At 68.7% G+C, this 18,370-nt stretch carries 15 protein-coding genes, 1 tRNA gene and 1 pseudogene; 12 read left to right on the top strand and 5 right to left on the bottom strand.

Going from position 1 to position 18,370, the window contains the following annotated elements; genetic code table 11:
• Positions 1-8 precede the first annotated feature (8 nt).
• From DEH84_RS11095 to DEH84_RS11085, 3 genes are read right to left on the bottom strand one after another with little or no spacing between them, the layout of a single operon-like run.
• A complete protein-coding gene (locus DEH84_RS11095) occupies positions 9-1,883 on the bottom strand; it encodes a chorismate-binding protein (RefSeq protein ID WP_109036907.1) in 1,875 nt (624 codons plus the stop codon).
• Complete coding sequence (locus DEH84_RS11090; RefSeq protein ID WP_170119675.1) at positions 1,876-2,370, bottom strand: disulfide bond formation protein B; 495 nt, start codon at positions 2,368-2,370, stop codon at positions 1,876-1,878. The genes DEH84_RS11095 and DEH84_RS11090 overlap by 8 nt, the downstream gene beginning before the upstream one ends.
• Positions 2,371-2,374: 4 nt before the next feature.
• Positions 2,375-2,830, bottom strand: coding sequence for a RidA family protein (locus DEH84_RS11085; RefSeq protein WP_109038343.1), 456 nt, complete (start codon positions 2,828-2,830; stop codon positions 2,375-2,377).
• 268 nt (positions 2,831-3,098) lie between these two features.
• Between DEH84_RS11085 and DEH84_RS11080 the strand changes: the two genes are divergently transcribed.
• The 8 genes and pseudogenes from DEH84_RS11080 to DEH84_RS11050 all read left to right on the top strand — a co-directional run bounded on the left by DEH84_RS11080 (position 3,099) and on the right by DEH84_RS11050 (position 12,272).
• Positions 3,099-5,672 carry a DNA internalization-related competence protein ComEC/Rec2 gene (locus tag DEH84_RS11080; protein ID WP_159098936.1) on the top strand — a complete coding sequence of 858 codons (2,574 nt, stop codon included), beginning with the start codon at positions 3,099-3,101 and terminating at the stop codon, positions 5,670-5,672.
• A 20-nt stretch (positions 5,673-5,692) separates the two neighbouring features.
• Complete coding sequence (locus tag DEH84_RS11075) at positions 5,693-6,361, top strand: response regulator transcription factor (RefSeq protein WP_109036905.1); 669 nt, start codon at positions 5,693-5,695, stop codon at positions 6,359-6,361.
• A 12-nt stretch (positions 6,362-6,373) separates the two neighbouring features.
• Positions 6,374-6,856 carry a sensor histidine kinase N-terminal domain-containing protein gene (locus DEH84_RS19710; RefSeq protein WP_342755619.1) on the top strand — a complete coding sequence of 161 codons (483 nt, stop codon included), beginning with the start codon at positions 6,374-6,376 and terminating at the stop codon, positions 6,854-6,856.
• Between the two features lie 12 nt (positions 6,857-6,868).
• Positions 6,869-7,846, top strand: a complete 978-nt coding sequence (locus DEH84_RS11070; protein ID WP_342755618.1) for a sensor histidine kinase — start codon at positions 6,869-6,871, stop codon at positions 7,844-7,846.
• 143 nt (positions 7,847-7,989) lie between these two features.
• Positions 7,990-9,236 (top strand): annotated as a pseudogene (locus DEH84_RS11065) (ABC transporter substrate-binding protein).
• A 136-nt stretch (positions 9,237-9,372) separates the two neighbouring features.
• Positions 9,373-10,266, top strand: a complete 894-nt coding sequence (locus DEH84_RS11060) for a carbohydrate ABC transporter permease (protein ID WP_109036904.1) — start codon at positions 9,373-9,375, stop codon at positions 10,264-10,266.
• A gap of 21 nt (positions 10,267-10,287) precedes the next feature.
• Positions 10,288-11,136 (top strand): carbohydrate ABC transporter permease, encoded by an 849-nt coding sequence (locus DEH84_RS11055; RefSeq protein ID WP_109036903.1) that lies wholly within the window; start codon positions 10,288-10,290, stop codon positions 11,134-11,136.
• A gap of 50 nt (positions 11,137-11,186) precedes the next feature.
• A complete protein-coding gene (locus DEH84_RS11050; RefSeq protein WP_109036902.1) occupies positions 11,187-12,272 on the top strand; it encodes an ABC transporter ATP-binding protein in 1,086 nt (361 codons plus the stop codon).
• A gap of 12 nt (positions 12,273-12,284) precedes the next feature.
• Here the strand turns inward: DEH84_RS11050 and DEH84_RS11045 are convergent, their stop codons facing one another.
• Entirely contained in the window at positions 12,285-13,580 is a 1,296-nt protein-coding gene (locus tag DEH84_RS11045; RefSeq protein ID WP_109036901.1) for a hemolysin family protein, read from the bottom strand.
• A 63-nt stretch (positions 13,581-13,643) separates the two neighbouring features.
• On the opposite strand from DEH84_RS11045, the gene DEH84_RS11040 reads away from it, so the two are divergent.
• The 4 genes from DEH84_RS11040 to DEH84_RS11025 all read left to right on the top strand — a co-directional run bounded on the left by DEH84_RS11040 (position 13,644) and on the right by DEH84_RS11025 (position 16,652).
• Positions 13,644-14,471, top strand: coding sequence for a symmetrical bis(5'-nucleosyl)-tetraphosphatase (locus DEH84_RS11040; RefSeq protein ID WP_109036900.1), 828 nt, complete (start codon positions 13,644-13,646; stop codon positions 14,469-14,471).
• A gap of 22 nt (positions 14,472-14,493) precedes the next feature.
• Positions 14,494-14,583: transfer RNA gene (locus tag DEH84_RS11035), tRNA-Ser, on the top strand.
• A 142-nt stretch (positions 14,584-14,725) separates the two neighbouring features.
• Positions 14,726-15,046 (top strand): EthD family reductase, encoded by a 321-nt coding sequence (locus DEH84_RS11030; RefSeq protein ID WP_109036899.1) that lies wholly within the window; start codon positions 14,726-14,728, stop codon positions 15,044-15,046.
• Positions 15,047-15,083: 37 nt separating this feature from the next.
• On the top strand, positions 15,084-16,652 hold the full coding sequence (locus DEH84_RS11025; protein ID WP_109036898.1) for an NAD(P)H-hydrate dehydratase: 1,569 nt from the start codon (positions 15,084-15,086) through the stop codon (positions 16,650-16,652).
• Between the two features lie 8 nt (positions 16,653-16,660).
• Here the strand turns inward: DEH84_RS11025 and DEH84_RS11020 are convergent, their stop codons facing one another.
• Positions 16,661-18,367 (bottom strand): GGDEF domain-containing protein, encoded by a 1,707-nt coding sequence (locus DEH84_RS11020; RefSeq protein WP_109036897.1) that lies wholly within the window; start codon positions 18,365-18,367, stop codon positions 16,661-16,663.
• Positions 18,368-18,370 lie beyond the last annotated feature (3 nt).

The following is an 18,370-nucleotide window of genomic DNA, read 5'->3' as shown; positions in this document are numbered from 1 at the left end:
TTTTCGCGTCAGGCTGGCGCAGCCCAGCCGGCCAGGCGGGCTTGCTGCTGGAGGTCCGTCAGGTCGACGGGAACCCACCCGCGCACGCTGTTGAGCAATGCTGCGTCGCCTGCTTTCAGCAGGTCGGTGCGGTGGAGCGGGTGCTCCTGCAGTTCGCCGCTGGCCAGTGCCGCAGCGCGCATCACGCCGGGCAGCAGGCCTGCCTCGAGCGGCGGGGTGCACCAGGTTCCGCCCAGCTTCAGGGCGAGGTTGCCGATCGTGAATTCGGTGAGCAGGCCCGCCTCGTTGTGCAGCAGGGTGTCGAAGCAACCGGGCGGCGGCACAAAGCCGGCGTAGGCCTGGCGTCGGGTGGTCTTGTGACGGATGAAGTCGTCCGCCGGGGGCATGGGTGTGCGGGCCAGCGCCACGCGCACGGATGCCGGTTCGACGCCGGGTGTGCCCGGACCGGAAAGGGCAGCCGCTTCCACGCTGAAGCGGCCGTCGGGGCCCAGCAGCAGCCTGACCTTGTGCACACCAGTGGGGTGGGCAAGCGCAATCTGGCGCAGGGCGTGATCCAGATCATGGCGTTGCGCCGGGGTCAGCGCAGGCCAGCCGAAATGCGTGGCACTGCCCGCCAGGCGCGCAAGGTGGCGGTCCACCCGACACAGTCGTCCGTCCTCGAGACGCAGGGATTCGATCAGCTGGAAGGGCTGTGCCGCGCGGTACAGAAAGCCACGTTTGGCCTGCCATTCAAGCACCTCGCCGGGGCCGGTGGCGTCCAGCGTGATGCCGCTGCCGATGCCGCACTCGGCACGCCAGGGCGCGGGCGGTGGGGGCGTGTGCAGGCACACGGTGCGGATGGGCACATTGAACGTGACCCGCCCGCCGGGCTGCATCAGGCCAACGGCACCACAGTACACGCCGCGGGCACTGCGCTCGAGCCGGGCAATGTGGTGCATGGCCTGCCGCTTGGGGGCCCCGGTGACCGAGCCGCACGGGAACAGGGCCGCAAACGCTTCGCTCAGGCGAAGGCCCGCCCGGCTGCGCGCGGTGACGGTGGACGTCATCTGCCAGACCGTTGGCAGGGCGTGCAGGTCGAACAGCGAGGGCACGCGCACCGACCCGACCTCGGCCACGCGCGACAGGTCGTTGCGCAGCAGGTCGACGATCATCAGGTTCTCGGCGCGTTCCTTGTCGCTGCTGCGCAGGTTGTCGGCGGCGCGTGCATCGGCCTGCGCCTCGGGCTGCCGCGCGGCCGTGCCCTTCATCGGCCGGGTCACCAGGGTCTCGCCGTCCCAGTCGAAGAACAATTCGGGCGAGACGCTCAGCACGGCGCCCGGCGCACGGCAGGCCGCCCGCGCGTCCAGCATCAGCGTGTAGCCCTCGGGCTGGCTGCGCTGCAGCGCGCGAAAGTACGGCCACATGCCTTCGGAGCCGCCTTCAAAGGGGCTGCGCAGGCGGGCGGTGAGGTTGATCTGGTAGACCTCGCCCGCGCGGATCAACTCGCGAATGGTTTCGACGCGGCCCAGTACGGCGGCTTCGTCCAGTTCGGCGGCCCATTCGCTGGCAGACCAGGGGGGCTCGGGTGCGGCCAGCGGGCTGCCATCCCAGGCTTCGGCTTTGTCGAAGACGGCCCAGATGGCGTAGGGTTGCCCGGGGGGCAGGGCCTTGACCGGCAGGTGCGGGTTCAGGCCGGGTGCGGCCTCGTAGGCCACCCAACCCACGCACCATTGCCCGGCCTGGGCGAGCGCGTGCGCCGCGTCCAGCAGGCTGGCGACCTGGCTGGGGTCATGGGCCACCAGCCATTGTGTCGGGCGGTCGAAGCGCCAGCGCGCACGGCCCGGGCCGTCGGGCAGGGGGAAATCGACGAGCGCGGTGGGGAAGGCAGGATCCTGATCAAGCACGGCGTGCAGGCGTGACGGCCACCGTCAGCAGCACCAGACCGGCGATGGCGAACAGCGCCAGGCTCCAGAACTCGAAGGGCACGCCAATCAGGTTCACCGCGGCGTCGGCACACGATGCGCGCACTTCGAAGACCTCGGGCCAGCGGGTGTCGAGGCCCAGCCCGCTGATGATTTTGTCGGCCAGGGTGAGGGCGCACGAGTTGGTGCGGGCGGCGACGAAGTGTTGCCACAGTGCGGCCGCCATGCCGGATGCGGACAGCAGCACGCCCCCCAGCGCCGGCGCACGGCGTGGCCAGCCGGCCGGGAGCGCTGCGCCGACCAGGCTCAACACCGCCACCGCGACGAACAGGATGCGCTGCAGGATGCACCAGGGGCAGGGCTCCATGCCCCACTGGTGCTGCGCGTAGAGGGCAAATCCGACGGACAACGCGCACGCGGCGCCCAGGCCGGCCAGCAGGGGGCGGGAGGGCAGAGCGATCAGCGCCATGGCCTCAGGCCACCTCGGCGATCAGCTCGATCTCGACGCAGGCACCCAGCGGGACCTGTGCCACCCCGAAGGCGCTGCGGGCGTGCTTGCCCGCTTCGCCGAAGACCTCGCCGATCAGTTCGGAGAAGCCGTTGGTGACCAGGTGGTGCTCGGTGAACTCCGGCGTGCTGTTGACCAGGCTCGTGGCCTTCACGATGCGCACGACCTTGTCCAGCCCCCCGGCTGCGGCGTTCAGCGTGCCGAGCAGGTCGATGGCGACGGCACGGGCGGCGGCCTTGCCTTCCTCGGTGGTCAGGTTCTTGCCAAGCTGCCCGACCCACACCTGGCCGTCCTTGCGGGCGATGTGACCCGACAGGTAGACCATGTTGCCACTGCGCACGAAGGGCACGTAGGCCGCAGCGGGGATGGACACGGGCGGCAGGGTGATGCCGAGGGCTTCAAGGCGTTGGGCGATGCTCATGATGGCGAGGGCGACGAGAAGAGGAGAGGCCGGCGCGCGAGTGCGGCGCGTCGTTTGGCGGGGATGGTACATGAGGGCGTTCTATCCTGCCGCCGGGGGCATGGTGCGACGGTCAAGTCACCCTCAGAGGGGCCCCGTGCGGGGGTGGGCAAGCCGTTGCAGCGGCGCCATGCTGACGGGCTCAGCTCTGAATCAGTCCATGCCCGTCGCCCCTCCTGTTGTGCTGCCTCGTTGCCCGACGTCGTTGCCCGCATCACGGTGTCGCAGCGTGGGACTGGCTGAATTCAGGGTGGATGCGTCGATGGGCTGGTCGCTGGCGTGGCTGTGTCCGCTCGCGTGGGTGGCCGGCACGGCGATCCAGCTGGCGCAGCGCACCGTGTCGTCGCCTGCCGTGCACGCGCTGGCCATGGCTGTGGCGGTGGGGCTGATGGCCTTCGCCGTCTGGGCAACGCGGCGTCCGCCGTACTGGCTGGGGCGGGGGGCCGCGTGTGTGGCGGCCGCCTTGTTGCTGGGCTGGGGTCTCACCGGGATGCGGGCCACAGCGCGGCTGGCGGAAGCCGTGCCGTCCGGCTGGCAGGGGCGTGAGGTGTCGCTGTGCGTGCAGATCGACGGTTTGCCGGCCCGCACGGCCTGGGGTGTGCGCGTGGATGCCATCCTGCTGGGCGCCGAGGAACAGGGGTGCCCCGGTGCACGGCCCGCGCGAAAGCGGCCGTTTCAGCGGCTTCAGCTGCAGGTGCCCGAGGGTCTGGCCATGACCGCATTGCGTTCCGGCGAGGTCTGGCAACTGCGAGCCCGGGTGCGTGCGCCGGACGGTCTGGCCAACCCGGGCGGCCACGATGCGGAGCTGGGCCCGTTCGCGCGCGGTGTGAGGGCCGTGGCGTCGGTGCGGGCCAGGCCGGAGGCGCCCGTTCGCATGGCGGCGGCCGAAGGGTGGTCGGCTGGATGGGTGGAGCGCGCCCGCCATGCGGTGCGCGAGGCCATCGCGCAGGCGGTGGACAACCCGGCCAGCGCGGGGGTGCTCGCCGGGCTGGCGGTGGGGGACCAATCTGCCATCGAGCGGGATGACTGGGCCATTTTCCGCCAGACGGGCGTGGCGCACGTGGTGGCCATCAGTGGCACGCACGTCGTGATATGTGGCTGGTTGGTGGCCTGGCTGGTTCGCCGGCTGTGGGGCCGCGTGCCTGCCCTGGCGTTGCGGTGGCCTGCACCCGAGGTGGCCCGCTGGGTGGGGGTGGCGGGCGCTGCCGGCTATGCCGTGCTGGCCGGCTGGGGGCTGCCCGCGCAGCGCACCGTGTGGATGCTGCTGATCGTCTCCCTGTTGCGCAGCGGGGCGCGCCGCTGGCCGTGGCCCCTGGTGTGCCTGTGGGCCGCGGCCGGCGTGCTGGCGTTCGAGCCCTGGGCGTGGCGCCAGGCTGGGTTCTGGCTGTCGTTCGTGGCGGTGGCCGTGTTGATGAACGATGGCTCTGCCCGCCAACCGGGCCGGGAACCGGAGCCCGACAAGGAGGCTGGCTCGCCGCCGAACGGACCCGATGCCCGGCCGGCCAGGCCATCACGGCGCCGTGCTCAGGCACTGTGGGCGCAGGGCCGCGAACTGCTTCGCGTGCAGGTGCTCGTGACCTTGTCGCTGGCGCCGGTCACCCTGGCGTGCTTTCAGCAGTTTTCGCTGATCGGTCTGGTGGCGAACCTGGTGGCCATCCCGGTGTTCACCTTGCTGATCACGCCGATGGCCCTGCTCGGCGTCGTGTGGTCGCCGGTCTGGGTGCTGGCGGCGCACGGGGTGGACGGGATGCGCTCGGTTCTGGGTTGGCTCGCCGAGGTGCCCCATGCCACCTGGTCGTCGCCCGAGATGCCGCTGGGGCTCACGGTTGGCATGGTGGCCGCAGGCATGCTGTGCCTGCGGCCGTGGCCCTGGCGGCTGAAGCTGCTGCTCGGCCCCTTGCTGTTGCCGCTGGCGTGGTTGCCACCGGCGTGGCGGGTGCTGCCGCCGCCGGCGCACGGCTTCCAGGTGGTGGCCGCCGACGTGGGGCAGGGCAGTGCGGTGCTGGTGCGCACAGCGCGCCACGCCTTGTTGTTCGACGCCGGCCCTGCCATGGGCCGCGAGCACGATGCGGGCGAGCGGGTGGTGCTGCCCTTGCTGCGGGCGCTCGGTGTGGCGCAGCTCGACACGCTGATGCTCAGCCACGAGGACGCGGACCATGCCGGTGGTGCGCGTGCCGTGCTCGGCGGGGTGCCGGTGATGACCTTGCACCACAGCCTGCCCGCAGGCCACCCGCTGCTGACACCCTCGCGGGAGGCATCCGGTCCACGTCCCGAGGCGAGACCGTGTGAAGCGGGCCAGGTGTGGACCTGGGACGGCGTCCGTTTCGAGGTGCTGCACCCGTTCGCGCCGCGACCTGATCGTTTTGATGGCCGGCGCGGCGACGGCAACGCACACTCGTGCGTGCTGAAGGTCAGTGTCCCGGCGGGCGCGGGCCCGGCCGCCGCCTCGCTGCTGCTCACCGGTGACATTGGCCACGCCGAGGAGCGCGCCCTGGTGGCGCGACATGGCGCCAACGCACTGAGCAGCACCGTGCTGGTGGTGCCGCATCATGGCAGCGCGGGCTCGTCGGGCGAGGCCCTGTTGAAGGCCGTGCAGCCCCGCGAAGCCGTGGTGCAGGTCGGCCGCCGCAATGCGTACGGGCACCCGTCTCCTGGCGTGATGCAGCGCTATACCCAGCACGGCATCGCCGTCCGGGGCACGCCAGCCTGTGGCGCATGGACGTGGGACAGCACCGCCTTGCGCGGGAGTTGCTGGCGCGACACCACCGCCCGATACTGGTTCGTGCGCGACGGACGCGATTGAAACTCTCGTATGCTTGAGGGATGCGTGTCCTGCTTGCTGAAGACGACGACATCCTGGCCGATGCCCTGGCCGAACAGCTCGGCAATGCCGGGTTCCAGACCGAGGTGGCGGCCGACGGGCGTACCGCGCTTGAAGCACTTACTTCCCAGCCCTTCGATGTGGCGGTGCTGGACCTCGGGTTGCCGAAACTCGATGGCCTGAGCGTGCTGAAGGCCGTGCGCGAGGTGAAGCCGGCGTTGCCCATCCTCATCCTCACGGCCCTTGACGGGCTGGAACACCGCGTGGCCGGCCTCAATGCCGGGGCCGATGACTACCTGACCAAGCCCTTCGACTTTCCCGAGCTCGAGGCGCGGATTCGTGCGCTGCTGCGACGCTTCAAACCCCAGGCAGGCAGCACCGTGTCCCTGGGCGCACTGAGCTTTGACCGCGAGGCGCGTCGCGCCGTCGTCGACGGTGAGCCGGTGGAGTTGTCACCGCGAGAGTGGGAGTTGCTCGACTTGTTGCTCACCCAGCGTGACAAGGTGGTGACCAAGGACGAGATTGCACAGGCCTGGGATCTGGATCGCAACCAGGGCGGCCCCAGTTCCATCGAGGTCTACATCCACCGGCTGCGTCGCAAGCTCGAGCCCTCGGGCGTGTCGATCCGCACGGTGCGCGGGCTGGGCTACCTGCTCGAACTGCAGGCCTGACGGCAGGGCGCCGTGCGCGATTCCCCCTTGCCCGGTCCGACGGACGATGACCGCGCCGAGGCGGTCGACCTGCGGGTCGGCAGCCCGCTGAGCCGTCAGCTTCTTTGGTGGATCGTGCTGCCACAGTTGGTGTTGTGGCTGGTGGGGGCGTTCGTGACCTACAGCGTGGCGTCCAATTACGCCAACCAGGTGGTCGATCGCAGTCTGTTCCAGACCTCGCGTGCGCTCGCCCGTCAGGTCAAGCCGATCGACAACGGTCTGCTGATTGACTTCCCGCGGGCGGCCCGCGACATCATCGAGACCGACCCCGACGACACGGTCTACTACATGGTCAGCACGCCGCCCGGCCGGTTCATTCTCGGCAACCAGCAACTGCCGCCGCCGTCCGAGCGCGTTCAGCTGGAAAACGATGAACCCTATTTCTACGACGCCACCGTGCGCGAGACGCGCGTGCGTGTGGCCGCGCTGCTGCTGCCTTACGGTGAAGGCGGCTAGGAACGCCTGCTGGTGCAGGTGGCCAAGAGCCGGGCCAGCCGAGAGGCCCTGGCCCGGCGCATTCTGATCGACACGGCCTTGCCGCTGTCCGGGCTCATCGTGCTGATGACCCTGATCGTCTGGGCCGGCATCCGGGCGGGCCTGGCGCCGCTGTCGCGGCTGCGCCGGCTGGTGGAAGACCGTCATCCGAACGACCTCAATCCCATCCGCATGACGGCGGCGCCCGCCGAGGTTCACGCGCTGGTGATGGCGCTCAACAGCCTGCTGGCTTCGGTGCGGCGCAACGTCGAGGCACAGAAGCGCTTCATCAGCGACGCGGCCCACCAGCTTCGCACCCCGCTGGCGGGCGTGAAGTCCCAGGCCGAGCTGGCGCTGGAAGCCGCCCAGGAGCCGCAGCTGCGCGCCCGGCTCGAGCGCGTGCGGGCCAGTGCCATGCGCAGTGCCCACCTGGTGAACCAGTTGCTGACGCTGGCGCGGGCCGAGCCCGAATCGGCGATGAAGCAGGGGCAGGTGCCCGTGCCCGTCGGCCCGCTGGCGCGCGAGCTCACGGCCGAGATGGTGCCCCGCGCGCTGCAGATGGGCGTGGACCTGGGGTGTGACGAGCTGGAGTCGCCTGAGGGTGACGGCCGCGCAGACACCGATCTGGTGGTGATTGGCAACCCCTTGCTGCTGCGCGAGGCGCTGGTGAACCTCATCGACAACGCGATGCGGTATGCCGGGCGCGGCAGCATCGTCACCGTGCGCACCCGCCGCGAAGGCGAGCAGGTGGTGATAGAGGTGGAGGACAACGGCCCCGGCATCCCGACGGCCGATCACGCGCGAGTGTTCGAGCGCTTCGTGCGTGGCAGCAACGACGGCACGGGCTGCGGCCTGGGGCTGGCCATCGTCCGGGAAATCATCCTTCAGCATGGGGGCAGCGTCTCGCTGTACAACGTGGTGCCGCACGGTCTGCGTGTGCGGGTCAGCCTGCCGGTTCGCGCGCGAACCTAGGGAAGACCCCTGGATTCAAGAACCGTTAATGTATTAATAATTCATTAACGGTTTGTGAGGCGCCGCGCTGCACGCCCGTTGATCCTCAAACACACACAGATCCCTCGTTGACGAGAAGGAGACGCCCCATGTCGAAGAAGATGATGTTCGCGCTGCGCGCGGGTGCCGTGGTCGCCGCCTCGATGGTGACCGTCCTGGCCGCGCAGGCCGGCGAAGTCGAAGTGCTGCACTGGTGGACCTCGGGCGGCGAAGCCAAGGCGGCCAAGTCGCTGCAGGCCACGCTGCAGGCCAAGGGCCACAGCTGGAAGGACTTTGCGGTCGCTGGCGGCGGCGGGGACTCGGCCATGACGGTGCTGAAGTCGCGCGTCGTGTCGGGCAACGCACCGGCCGCGGCCCAGATCAAGGGACCGTCCCTGCAGGAGTGGGCGCAGGAAGGTGTGCTGGCCGACATGTCGGACGTGGCCGCCACCAACCAGTGGGACAAGCTGCTGCCCCCGTCGTGGGCAACATCATGAAGTACAAGGGCAAGTACGTGGCCGTGCCGGTCAACGTGCACCGCGTCAACTGGCTGTGGGCCAACCCGGAAGCCTTCAAGAAGGCCGGTGCCAAGGTGCCGACCAACTGGGACGAGTTCTTTGCAGCCGCTGAAAAACTGAAGGCCGCCGGCATCATCCCCGTGGCCCACGGTGGCCAGAACTGGCAGGACTTCACCACCTTCGAGGCGGTGGCGCTGGGTGTGGGGGGCACCGAGTTCTACAAGAAGGCGCTGGTGCAGCTGGACCAGGCCACGCTCAAGAGCGAGACCATGACCAAGGTGCTCACCACGTTCAAGCGCGTGAAGAGCTATACCGACAAGAACGCCCCGGGCCGCGACTGGAACCTGGCCACGGCCATGGTGATCCGTGGCGAGGCAGGCATGCAGCTGATGGGCGACTGGGCCAAGGGCGAGTTCATCTCGGCCGGCAAGAAGCCGGGCGTCGACTTCATCTGCACGGCCGCCCCCGGCACCGCCAAGGCCTTCACCTTCAACATCGACTCGTTCGCGCTGTTCAAGCTGAAGAACGAGGCGAACGTCAAGGCCCAGAAGGACCTCGCGGCAGCCGTCATGTCGCCCGAGTTTCAGGAGGTCTTCAACCTGAACAAGGGTTCGATCCCGGTGCGCCTGGGGCAGAACATGGACAAGTTCGACGACTGCGCCAAGCAGTCTTCCAAGGACTTTGTCGAGACGGCCAAGACCAACACGCTGGTGCCGTCGATTGCCCATGGCATGGCCGTGTCGTCGGCCGCTGAAGGTGCGATCAAGGACGCGGTGTCCAACTTCTGGAACAGCGACCGCATGACCGTGGCCCAGGCCATGGACAAGATCGCCGCCGCCGCACGCACCAAGTAAACCGAGCAAGCCGCATCACGCGATGCGAAGGGCAGGGCCGTCACGAGCGGCCCTGGCCCCTTGCCCCCATGCCGATGTTGTTCGCGCATGGGCGGCCCTTTCTTTTGCCTGTTCTTTCTGAAGGGATGTCGCCGACATGACCCGACCCGCCACCCCCACGATCCACAAGCCGCGCACACACTGGCTCCCCAAGCTGGTGCTGGCGCCGTCTTTCCTCGTCGCGATGCTGTTCATCTATGGTCTGATGATCTGGAACGGCTACCTCTCGGTGTCGGCTTCGCGCCTGCTGCCCAACTACGAGTTCGTGGGGCTGGCGCAATACGAGCTGCTGTTCGAGAGCGAGCGCTGGATGGTGGCGCTCAAGAACCTGTGGGTGTTCAGCGCGCTGTTCATCGGATTCGGCATGGCGATCGGCCTGTTCCTCGCCATCCTGCTCGATCAGAAGATCCGGGCCGAGGGCTTTCTGCGGACGGTTTACCTCTACCCGATGGCGATCTCGTTCATCGTCACCGGCACGGCCTGGAAGTGGATCCTGAACCCGGGTCTGGGCATCGAGAACCTCATGCAGCAATGGGGCTTCGAGAACTTCACCTTCGGCTGGCTGGTCGACCCCGACTACGCCATCTACTGCGTGGTCATCGCCGGGGTGTGGCAGAGCGCCGGCTTCGTGATGGCGCTGTTCCTGGCCGGTCTGCGCGGCATCGACGACAGCATCATCAAGGCGGCCCAGGTCGATGGCGCCACCTTGCCGCGCATCTACTGGCGCATCATCGTGCCCAGCCTGCGCCCCGTCTTCTTCTCGACGCTGATGGTGCTGGCCCACCTGGCGATCAAGAGCTTCGACCTGGTGATGGCGCTGACCGCCGGCGGCCCGGGCTATGCGTCCGACGTGCCCGCGACCTTCATGTACGCGATGTCCTTCACCCGCGGCCAGATCGGCCTGGGGGCGGCCTCGGCCACCGTGATGCTGGCCACCGTCGCCGCCATCGTCGTGCCCTATCTGTATTCCGAACTGCGGGCCCGCCGCTGATTGCCCGCAGGAGTGCTCACCATGAACCGATTCCATCGATTCGCCATCTACACGCTGCTGGGCCTGTTCGCGCTGGTCTTCCTGGCACCGATGTACGTCATGCTCGTCACGTCGCTCAAGGACATGGACGAGATCCGCAACGGCAACCTGTTGTCGCTGCCCGGCTCCATCAACCTCGACGCGTGGCTCAAGGCCTGGTCCACCGCCTGCACCGGCGCCGATTGCGGCGGCCTCAAGCCTTACTTCTGGAACTCGGTCGTGATGGTGGTGCCCGCGGTGCTGATCTCGACCGTGCTGGGGGCCATCAACGGCTACATCTTCAGCAAGTGGCGCTTCCGCGGCAGCGAAGTGATGTTTGCGCTGATGCTGTTCGGCGTCTTCATGCCGATGCAGGTGGTGCTGCTGCCCATGTCGCAGGTGCTGGGCTGGTTCGGCCTGTCCAGCTCGGTGTGGGGCCTGGTCATCGTGCATGTGATTGCCGGCCTGGCGTCGACCACGCTGTTCTTCCGCAACTACTACGTCGGGCTGCCCGATGAACTGATCAAGGCCGCGATGCTCGATGGTGCCGGCTTCTGGCGCATCTTCTTTCGGATCGTGTTGCCGCTGTCGACGCCCATCGTGGTCGTCGTGCTGATCTGGCAGTTCACCGCGATCTGGAACGACTTCCTCTACGGCGTGGTGTTCTCCGGTGCCGAGTCCAAGCCCATCACCGTGGGCCTGAACAACCTGGCCAACACCTCCAGCACGGTCAAGGAATACAACGTCGACATGGCGGCCGCCCTGATTGCCGCACTGCCCACGCTGTTCGTCTACGCGGTGGCCGGCAAGTACTTCGTGCGCGGCCTGACCGCTGGCGCCGTCAAGGGCTGATCCGGCCCGCTCCCCTCATCCGCTCGAATTCACACAAGAAGGACAAGCCCATGGGCGCTCTTTCCATCCGCAACGTTCGCAAGGCCTACGGTGGCCACGAGATCCTCAAGGGCATCGACATCGAGATCGAAGCCGGCGAGTTCCTGATCCTGGTCGGCCCGTCGGGCTGCGGCAAATCCACGCTGCTGAGCATGATCGCCGGGCTGGACACGCCCACCTCCGGCAACATCCTGATCGGCGACCAGGACGTGACCTTCGCCCCGCCGAAGGACCGCGACATCGCCATGGTGTTCCAGAGCTATGCGCTGTACCCGAGCATGAACGTGGCCGAGAACATCGCCTTCGGCCTGGAGATGCGCAAGGTGCCCAAGGCCGAACGCGAGGCCGCGGTGGCCCGCGTGGCCAAGATGCTGCAGATCGAGCACCTGCTCAAGCGCAAGCCGGGCCAGCTGTCAGGCGGTCAGCGTCAGCGCGTGGCGATGGGCCGGGCGCTGGCCCGCAACCCCAAGCTCTTCCTGTTCGACGAGCCGCTGTCCAACCTCGACGCCAAGCTGCGTGTCGAGATGCGCGCCGAGATCAAGCTGCTGCACCAGCGCACCCGCACCACCACCGTCTACGTCACACACGACCAGGTCGAGGCCATGACGCTGGGCGACCGCATTGCGGTGATGAAGGACGGTGTGCTGCAGCAGTTCGGCAGCCCGGACGACATCTACTCGCGCCCGGCCACGAAGTTCGTTGCCGAGTTCATCGGCTCGCCGGCGATGAACATGGTGAAGTCGCACCGTGCTGTCGGTGCGGCCGGTCTGGTGGCTCATGGCGTGAGCCTGCCGCTTGCGGAACACCAGTTGGCCGCGCTGCAGCAGCAGCCGGGTCAGGGTGACGTGACGTACGGGCTGCGCCCCGAAAGCCTGGCGATCGGGCCGCTGGATGGCGCTCATCTGGCTGGCTCGGTGACCATGCTGGAGCCCACGGGCCCGGAAACCTATGTGTTCCTCGACACGCCGGTCGGGCCGCTGGTGTCGCGCGTGGCCGGCCCGCGGGCCCACCTCACGGTGGGCGAACGGGTGGGCCTGCGCTGGGATGCCGCCGAAGCGCATCTGTTCGACGACGCCACCGATCAACGCATCGGCTGACGCGCCGGCGACTCAGTCTTCCTGCTCGACGACGCGGGAAGCGAGCACCTTGTCGATGCGCTTGCCGTCCATGTCGACGACCTCGAAGCGCCAGTCCTGCCACTCCACGATGTCGGCCGTGCGCGGCAGACGCCCCAGCAGCAGCATCACCATGCCGGCCAGGGTGTTGTAGCGGCCGCGGTCCTCATCGGGGAGGACCTTCAGGCCCAGGCGGTCCTTCAGCTCCGGCACGGGGATCAGGCCGTCGATCAGCCAGGAGCCATCCTCGCGCTCCACGGCCCACGCGTCTTCGGCCTGCGGGGGCGTGAACTCGCCCGTGATGGCTTCCAGCACGTCGCGCAGCGTGATCACGCCCTGCACCTCACCGTATTCGTCCACCACGAACACCATCTGCGTGTCGGACGCGCGGAAGTGTTCGAGCAGCTCCATGCCCGACAGCGTCTCCGGCACGAACACGGCTTGCTGCAGGCCTTCGCGCAGTGTGGCCTGCTGTTGCTGCGTCAGCTGGTGCAGCAGCTGCTGGGCCGTCACCACGCCCACCACGTCATCGAGCCCACCCCGGCACACCGGGTAGCGCGAGTAGCCATGCTCCGCAATGGTGGCCAGGTTGTCCGCCATCGGCGCCTCGATGTTGAGGAAGGCGATGTCGCCGCGCGGGATCATCATCGAACCGATCTGGCGCTCGTCCAGACGGAACACGTTGCGCACCATCTGGTGCTCGTGGGCTTCGATCACGCCGGCATCCAGGCCCTCTTCGAGCTGGGCGGCGATCTCTTCTTCCGTCACGCTGCGGTTGCCGCTGTCACGGATGCCCATGAGCTTGAGCACACCTTCGGTGGCCGCCGCCAGCAGCCGCACGAACGGGCGGGTCAGCGACGACAGCCACATCATCGGCTTGCCCACCACCCGTGCCACCGGCTCGGGGTACATCTGCGCCACGCGCTTGGGCACCAGCTCGCCGAAGATGATGGACGCGAAGGTGATGATCACCACCACGAGGCCCGTAGCGATGATGGCAGCCGCGTCCGCCGAGAGCGGAAAGTGGCCCAGCAGCCATTGGGCCAGCGGGGGGGAAAACACCGCTTCGCCGACGATCCCGTTGAGGACGCCGATGGACGTGATGCCGATCTGAACCGTCGAGAGGAACTGGGTGGGGTTGTCATGCAGGGTCATCGCCGCCTGGGCCCCGGCGTCGCCGGTCTCGGCCATCACCTGCAAACGCGCCTTGCGGCTGGCCGCCAGGGCCATCTCCGACATCGCGAACACACCGTTGAGAAGGATCAGAAAGATCAGCAGGGCAAGGTCCATACAGGGCGCCGGGCATGGCCGGGCCATCGGTTCAAACGCGGCAAGCGTAGCAGAATCCCCCCCATGATCTACCTTGTTGGCGACATCCAGGGCTGCTGCAGGCCCTTTGAACAGCTGCTGGCCACGCTGGACTTTTCTCCCTCGCGCGACCACCTCTACGTGCTGGGTGACCTGGTGAACCGCGGGCCCGATTCGCTGGGCACCCTGCGCAAGTTGCGTGCGCTGGAGGGCTCGGCCACGTGTCTGCTGGGCAACCACGATCTCCACATGCTCGCGGTGGCCCATGGCGTGCGCAAGGCCCACCGCAGCGACACCCTCGACACGGTGCTCGACGCGCCGGACCGTGAGGCGTGGCTGGCCTGGGTGCGGCAGCAGCGCCTGGCGGTGCACGCGCACGGCTGGCTTATGGTGCACGCGGGGGTGCTGCCTCAGTGGGATCTGACGCAGACCCTGGCCCTGGCCGGTGAGGTGGAAGCCTTGTTGCGCAGCGCCGACCTGGGGGATTTCCTGCACCAGATGTATGGCAACGAGCCCGCCCGCTGGGATGATGGCCTGACGGGCGCCGACCGCTTGCGCTGCGTGGTCAACGCCTTGACCCGCCTGCGCTTCTGCGCTGCCGACGGCACGATGGAGTTCGGCACGAAGGACGGCGCTGGCGATGCCCCGGAAGGCCACATGCCGTGGTTCGACGTGCCGGGCCGCCGGACGGCTGGCACGCCGGTGGCGTTCGGCCACTGGTCGACGCTGGGCCTGGTGAACCGGGACGATCTGCTGGCACTGGACACCGGTTGTGTGTGGGGTGGGCAGCTCACTTCCGCGCGTGTCGATGGCGCCACGCGCGAGATCATTCAAGTGGCCTGCCCGCAGGCCCAGAAGCCGGGTGGCGCCTGAGCGCCTACAATGGTGCCTCTGAGGGTGTGTGGCCGAGCGGTTTAAGGCACCGGTCTTGAAAACCGGCGAACGTTTGCGCGTTCCGTGAGTTCGAATCTCACCGCACCCGCCATTTTTCTGGCTCGGCTGCTCGTGTGTGTGTCACACCGACACATCCCGACCGCGGGCCCAGCCACCTTTCCTGTTCCTTCCTCACGCGCTATGTTGACGCGACGGTCGCATCCCACCGCGGCCGGTACCCTCGAGGAGACAGGATGATCAAGATCAGCGTGATGTACCCCCATCAGCCAGGGGCTCGTTTCGACCACGACTATTACCGCGACCGGCACATGCCGCTCGTGAAAGCCCGCATGGGTGACGCCTGCCTGTTCTACACGGTGGACAAGGGCCTGGCGGGTGGGGCGCCCGGTGAGACGCCCACGTATGTGGCGATGTGCCACATCTACACCGAGACCGTCGAAGCGTTCCAGGCGGCCTTTGGCCCGCACGCCGGCGAGATCCTTGGGGACATCCCGAACTACACCGACCTGAAGCCCGTGCTGCAGTTCAGCGAAGTGGTGGTCGGCCGTTCCTGACTGGCTGCGGTCGCGCGAGTCATGGCAAGCTGGCGGCATGCCACACACCGCGCCCTGCCTGTCTCAAGATCACCTGCTGCTGACGTGCGCCGACATGGCACGGGCGGACGCCTGGGCCGTGTCGCACGGCGTGCCTGGCGTCGCCTTGATGGCGACGGCGGGCAAGGTGGTGTGCGATGCGATCCGTGCCCGATGGGCGCCGAGGCCGGTGCTGGTGCTGTGCGGCCCGGGCAACAATGGCGGGGATGGCCACGTGGTGGCCAGGCGGTTGCACGAGGCGGGGTGGCCCGTCCGGCTGGCGTCCAGCGTGCCCGTTGCCGCGCTGCAAGGGGATGCGGCCCATCACGCCAGCCGTGCTGGCGAGATCCTGGCGATCGAGCCCCTCTCCGATGCCCTGCTGGATGGCGCACACCTGGTGGTGGACGCCCTGTTCGGTGCGGGGCTGACGAGGCTCTTCGATGGCCCAGCGGCCATGCTGCTGCGTCAGGCGCGGTCCGCCGGGCTGCCGATCGTGGCGATCGACGTGCCTTCGGGCCTGCACGGTGACACGGGCGCGGACTGGGGCGCCACGCCGGCGGATCTGACCGTCACCTTCTTCCGCAAGAAGCCTGGCCACGTGCTGATGCCGGGCCGGGCGCTGTGTGGTGAGATCTGCGTGCGTGACATTGGCATCGCGCCGGAGGCGCTGGCCACCGCAGCGCGCCAGACGTGGGAGAACGCGCCCGTGTTGTGGTGCGATCAGTGGGCGCATCCTTCCGCGCCGGCAGTGCGCCCCGGCATGGTTGCCAGCGGCGCCATCCACAAATACGTTCGGGGCCACACGCTGGTGCTGGGCGGTGCCGTGATGACGGGCGCCGCACGGCTGTCTGCGCGGGCCGCGGCGCGCGCCGGTGCTGGGCTCACCACCTTGCTCGTGCCCCGGCAGGTGTGGCCGGTATACGCCGGAGGCCTGCTGTGCGGCATGGTGCAGCCGCTGGATGACGAGGATGCCGACGCGGTGGCGGCGGCGTGGTCCCGCCAGTTGGGCGCGATGAAGTGGCACAGCCTGGTGATGGGGCCGGGGGCGGCACTCGGCCTGCCGGGAGACGACGCCGCGGCCACCCTGCGCACCCTCGTGGTCGACGCGCTGTTGCTGGCCGACGGGCGTGGTGTGGTGCTGGACGCCGATGCCCTGACCGCCTTCGAGCGCGAGCCCGAAGCGCTGTTCCGGGCCCTGGCCGGGCCCGCGGTGCTCACGCCGCACGAGGGAGAGTTCCGGCGGCTGTTCGGCGCGGGCTCGGGCGAAGACAAGCTCTCGGCCACCCGGGAAGCCGCGCGGCGCAGCGGCGCGGTGGTGCTGCACAAGGGGCCGGATACCGTGATCGCCGATCCGGAAGGGCGGGTGGTGGTCAACACCAATGGCCCGGCCAGCCTGGCCACCGCGGGGTCAGGCGATGTGCTCAGCGGACTGATCGCCGGCTTGATGGCCCAAGGCCTGCCCGCCTTCGAGGCGGCGTGTGCCGGTGCCTGGCTGCACGGTGAGGCGGCGCGCGCCTTCGGCCCCGGCCTGCTGGCCGATGACCTGCCCGAGCAACTGCCGGCGGTGTTGCGCCGGCTGTGGGGCTGACGCCGTTTTCAGCCGACGCAGGTTCGGTTCTTGCCCGATTGCTTGGCCTCGTACAAGGCCAGGTCGGCGCGCTCCAGCGCCGCTTCCATCGATTCGCCGGCACGGTAGAGCGTGGCGCCGGCCGAGAAGGTGATGAAGACCTTCTTGTCGTCGTGCGTGAAGAACTCGGCGCTGAGCGTGCGTTGCAGGCGGGTGAGGGCGGCCTGACCTTCTTCCAGCGAGGTGTCGGGCAGCATCACCACGAATTCTTCGCCACCGTAGCGCGCCACCACGTCCACGGGGCGCAGGCATTCACTCACGCGGCGCGCCAGGAAGCGCAGGGCTTCGTCGCCCGTGTTGTGGCCGAGCTGGTCGTTGAGCTTCTTGAAGTTGTCGACGTCCAGCAGAGCGACCACCAGTGCCGTGTTCGAGCGGTCCACGCGTGAGCGTTCGGCCTCGAAGGCTTTCTCGAGCCCGCGGCGGTTGGCGACCTGGGTGAGCGGGTCCGTGGCGGCCTCGGCCGACAGCTGCCGGATCTCGTCTTCAAGCTCGCGCACGCGGGCCGTGAGCTCGGTGGCGCGGCTGTGCTCGGTGTGCAGGCGTTGCTGTGTGTCAGCCACCACGGAGGCCACGGCCCGGCTTTCGGCCACCATTTCGCGCACCACCCCGGCGAGGCTCTGCAAGGTGTCGGCCGCGCCGATGGTGTCGGCGTAGCGGCCGAGGTTGTCCTGGAAGCGGTCTGTGGTCTGGCCCAGTGCGGCCAGCTCCTGCAGCATCTGGTGGATCAGCGATTTCAGGGCCTGGCGTGCCTGCTCGCGTTCGAACTTGAGCACACGCTGGCGTTGCCGGGTGTCAGCCAGCAAGGCCTGGATGTGGTCCATGCCGCGGCGGTTGAGGCCTTCGGAGATCTGGTGCCGCATGGCCAGGCACTGGCCTTGTGCCCAGCTCTCGTCCTCGGCCAAGTCAACGAGGCTGTCGGTGAGTGCGCTCACCAGCTGCGTGAGCTGCGAGGTCAGCAGATGGCGGTGGTCGATGATGCGGCGCGCCTGATTGCAGGCTTGCGTCAGCTCGACCTGCAGGGCATTGACCTCGTGCGGCGGCAGTCCGGCGGATTGCTGTGCCCGCGTGAGGGCCTGGCGCAAGGCCTGGGTCGCTTCGGCCTGCGGGACGCCCGGGCCTTGGAGTGCCTGTACGGCGGTGTCGCCCAGCTGCGCGACGGCATGGCTGGCCACGACAGGCCAGGTCTCTGCGGCGGGCGTGCGCGGTGCCGCATCTGGGGCCACGTTCGCGGCAACGGATGCCACTGGCGCGGTCGCAGCCGCCGGCACGCCATCGGCCGTGTCCTCCAGCGGCGTGGCGTCCAGCGTGTCGCTGTCCCAGCTGGCGATCAGTTGGCCCAGGCGCTGGTGCAGGCGCGTGCCGGAGCCCCGGCTGCCTTCCAGCACGCGCTGAAGGCTTTCCTTCTTGCGCGCCATCGTCCACTGGCGTCCACCTCGCTCGGCGCCCCGCACCACGCGCGAGATCAGCGTCGACCAGCGCTCGCCTTCATCGTGATCCCGTTCGGCCAGGTCGGCGGCCACCGCCGCAGGCTGCGACGGCAGGCCGCCTTCAGCCTCGTAGGCCTGGCGGAAGTTGTCGGGCGTGGGTTCCAGGCGTTGCTCTGCCAGGCGGCGCAGCGCGGCCTTGGCCAGCAGGGCAGGCGTCTGCCCCTCGGTCGTCTTGCCGGGAATGGACATGGG

The organism is Aquabacterium olei, from assembly GCF_003100395.1.
In the GTDB taxonomy this organism is placed as follows: Bacteria; Pseudomonadota; Gammaproteobacteria; order Burkholderiales; family Burkholderiaceae_C; genus Aquabacterium; species Aquabacterium olei.
This window is presented reverse-complemented; position numbering and strand designations above follow the sequence as displayed.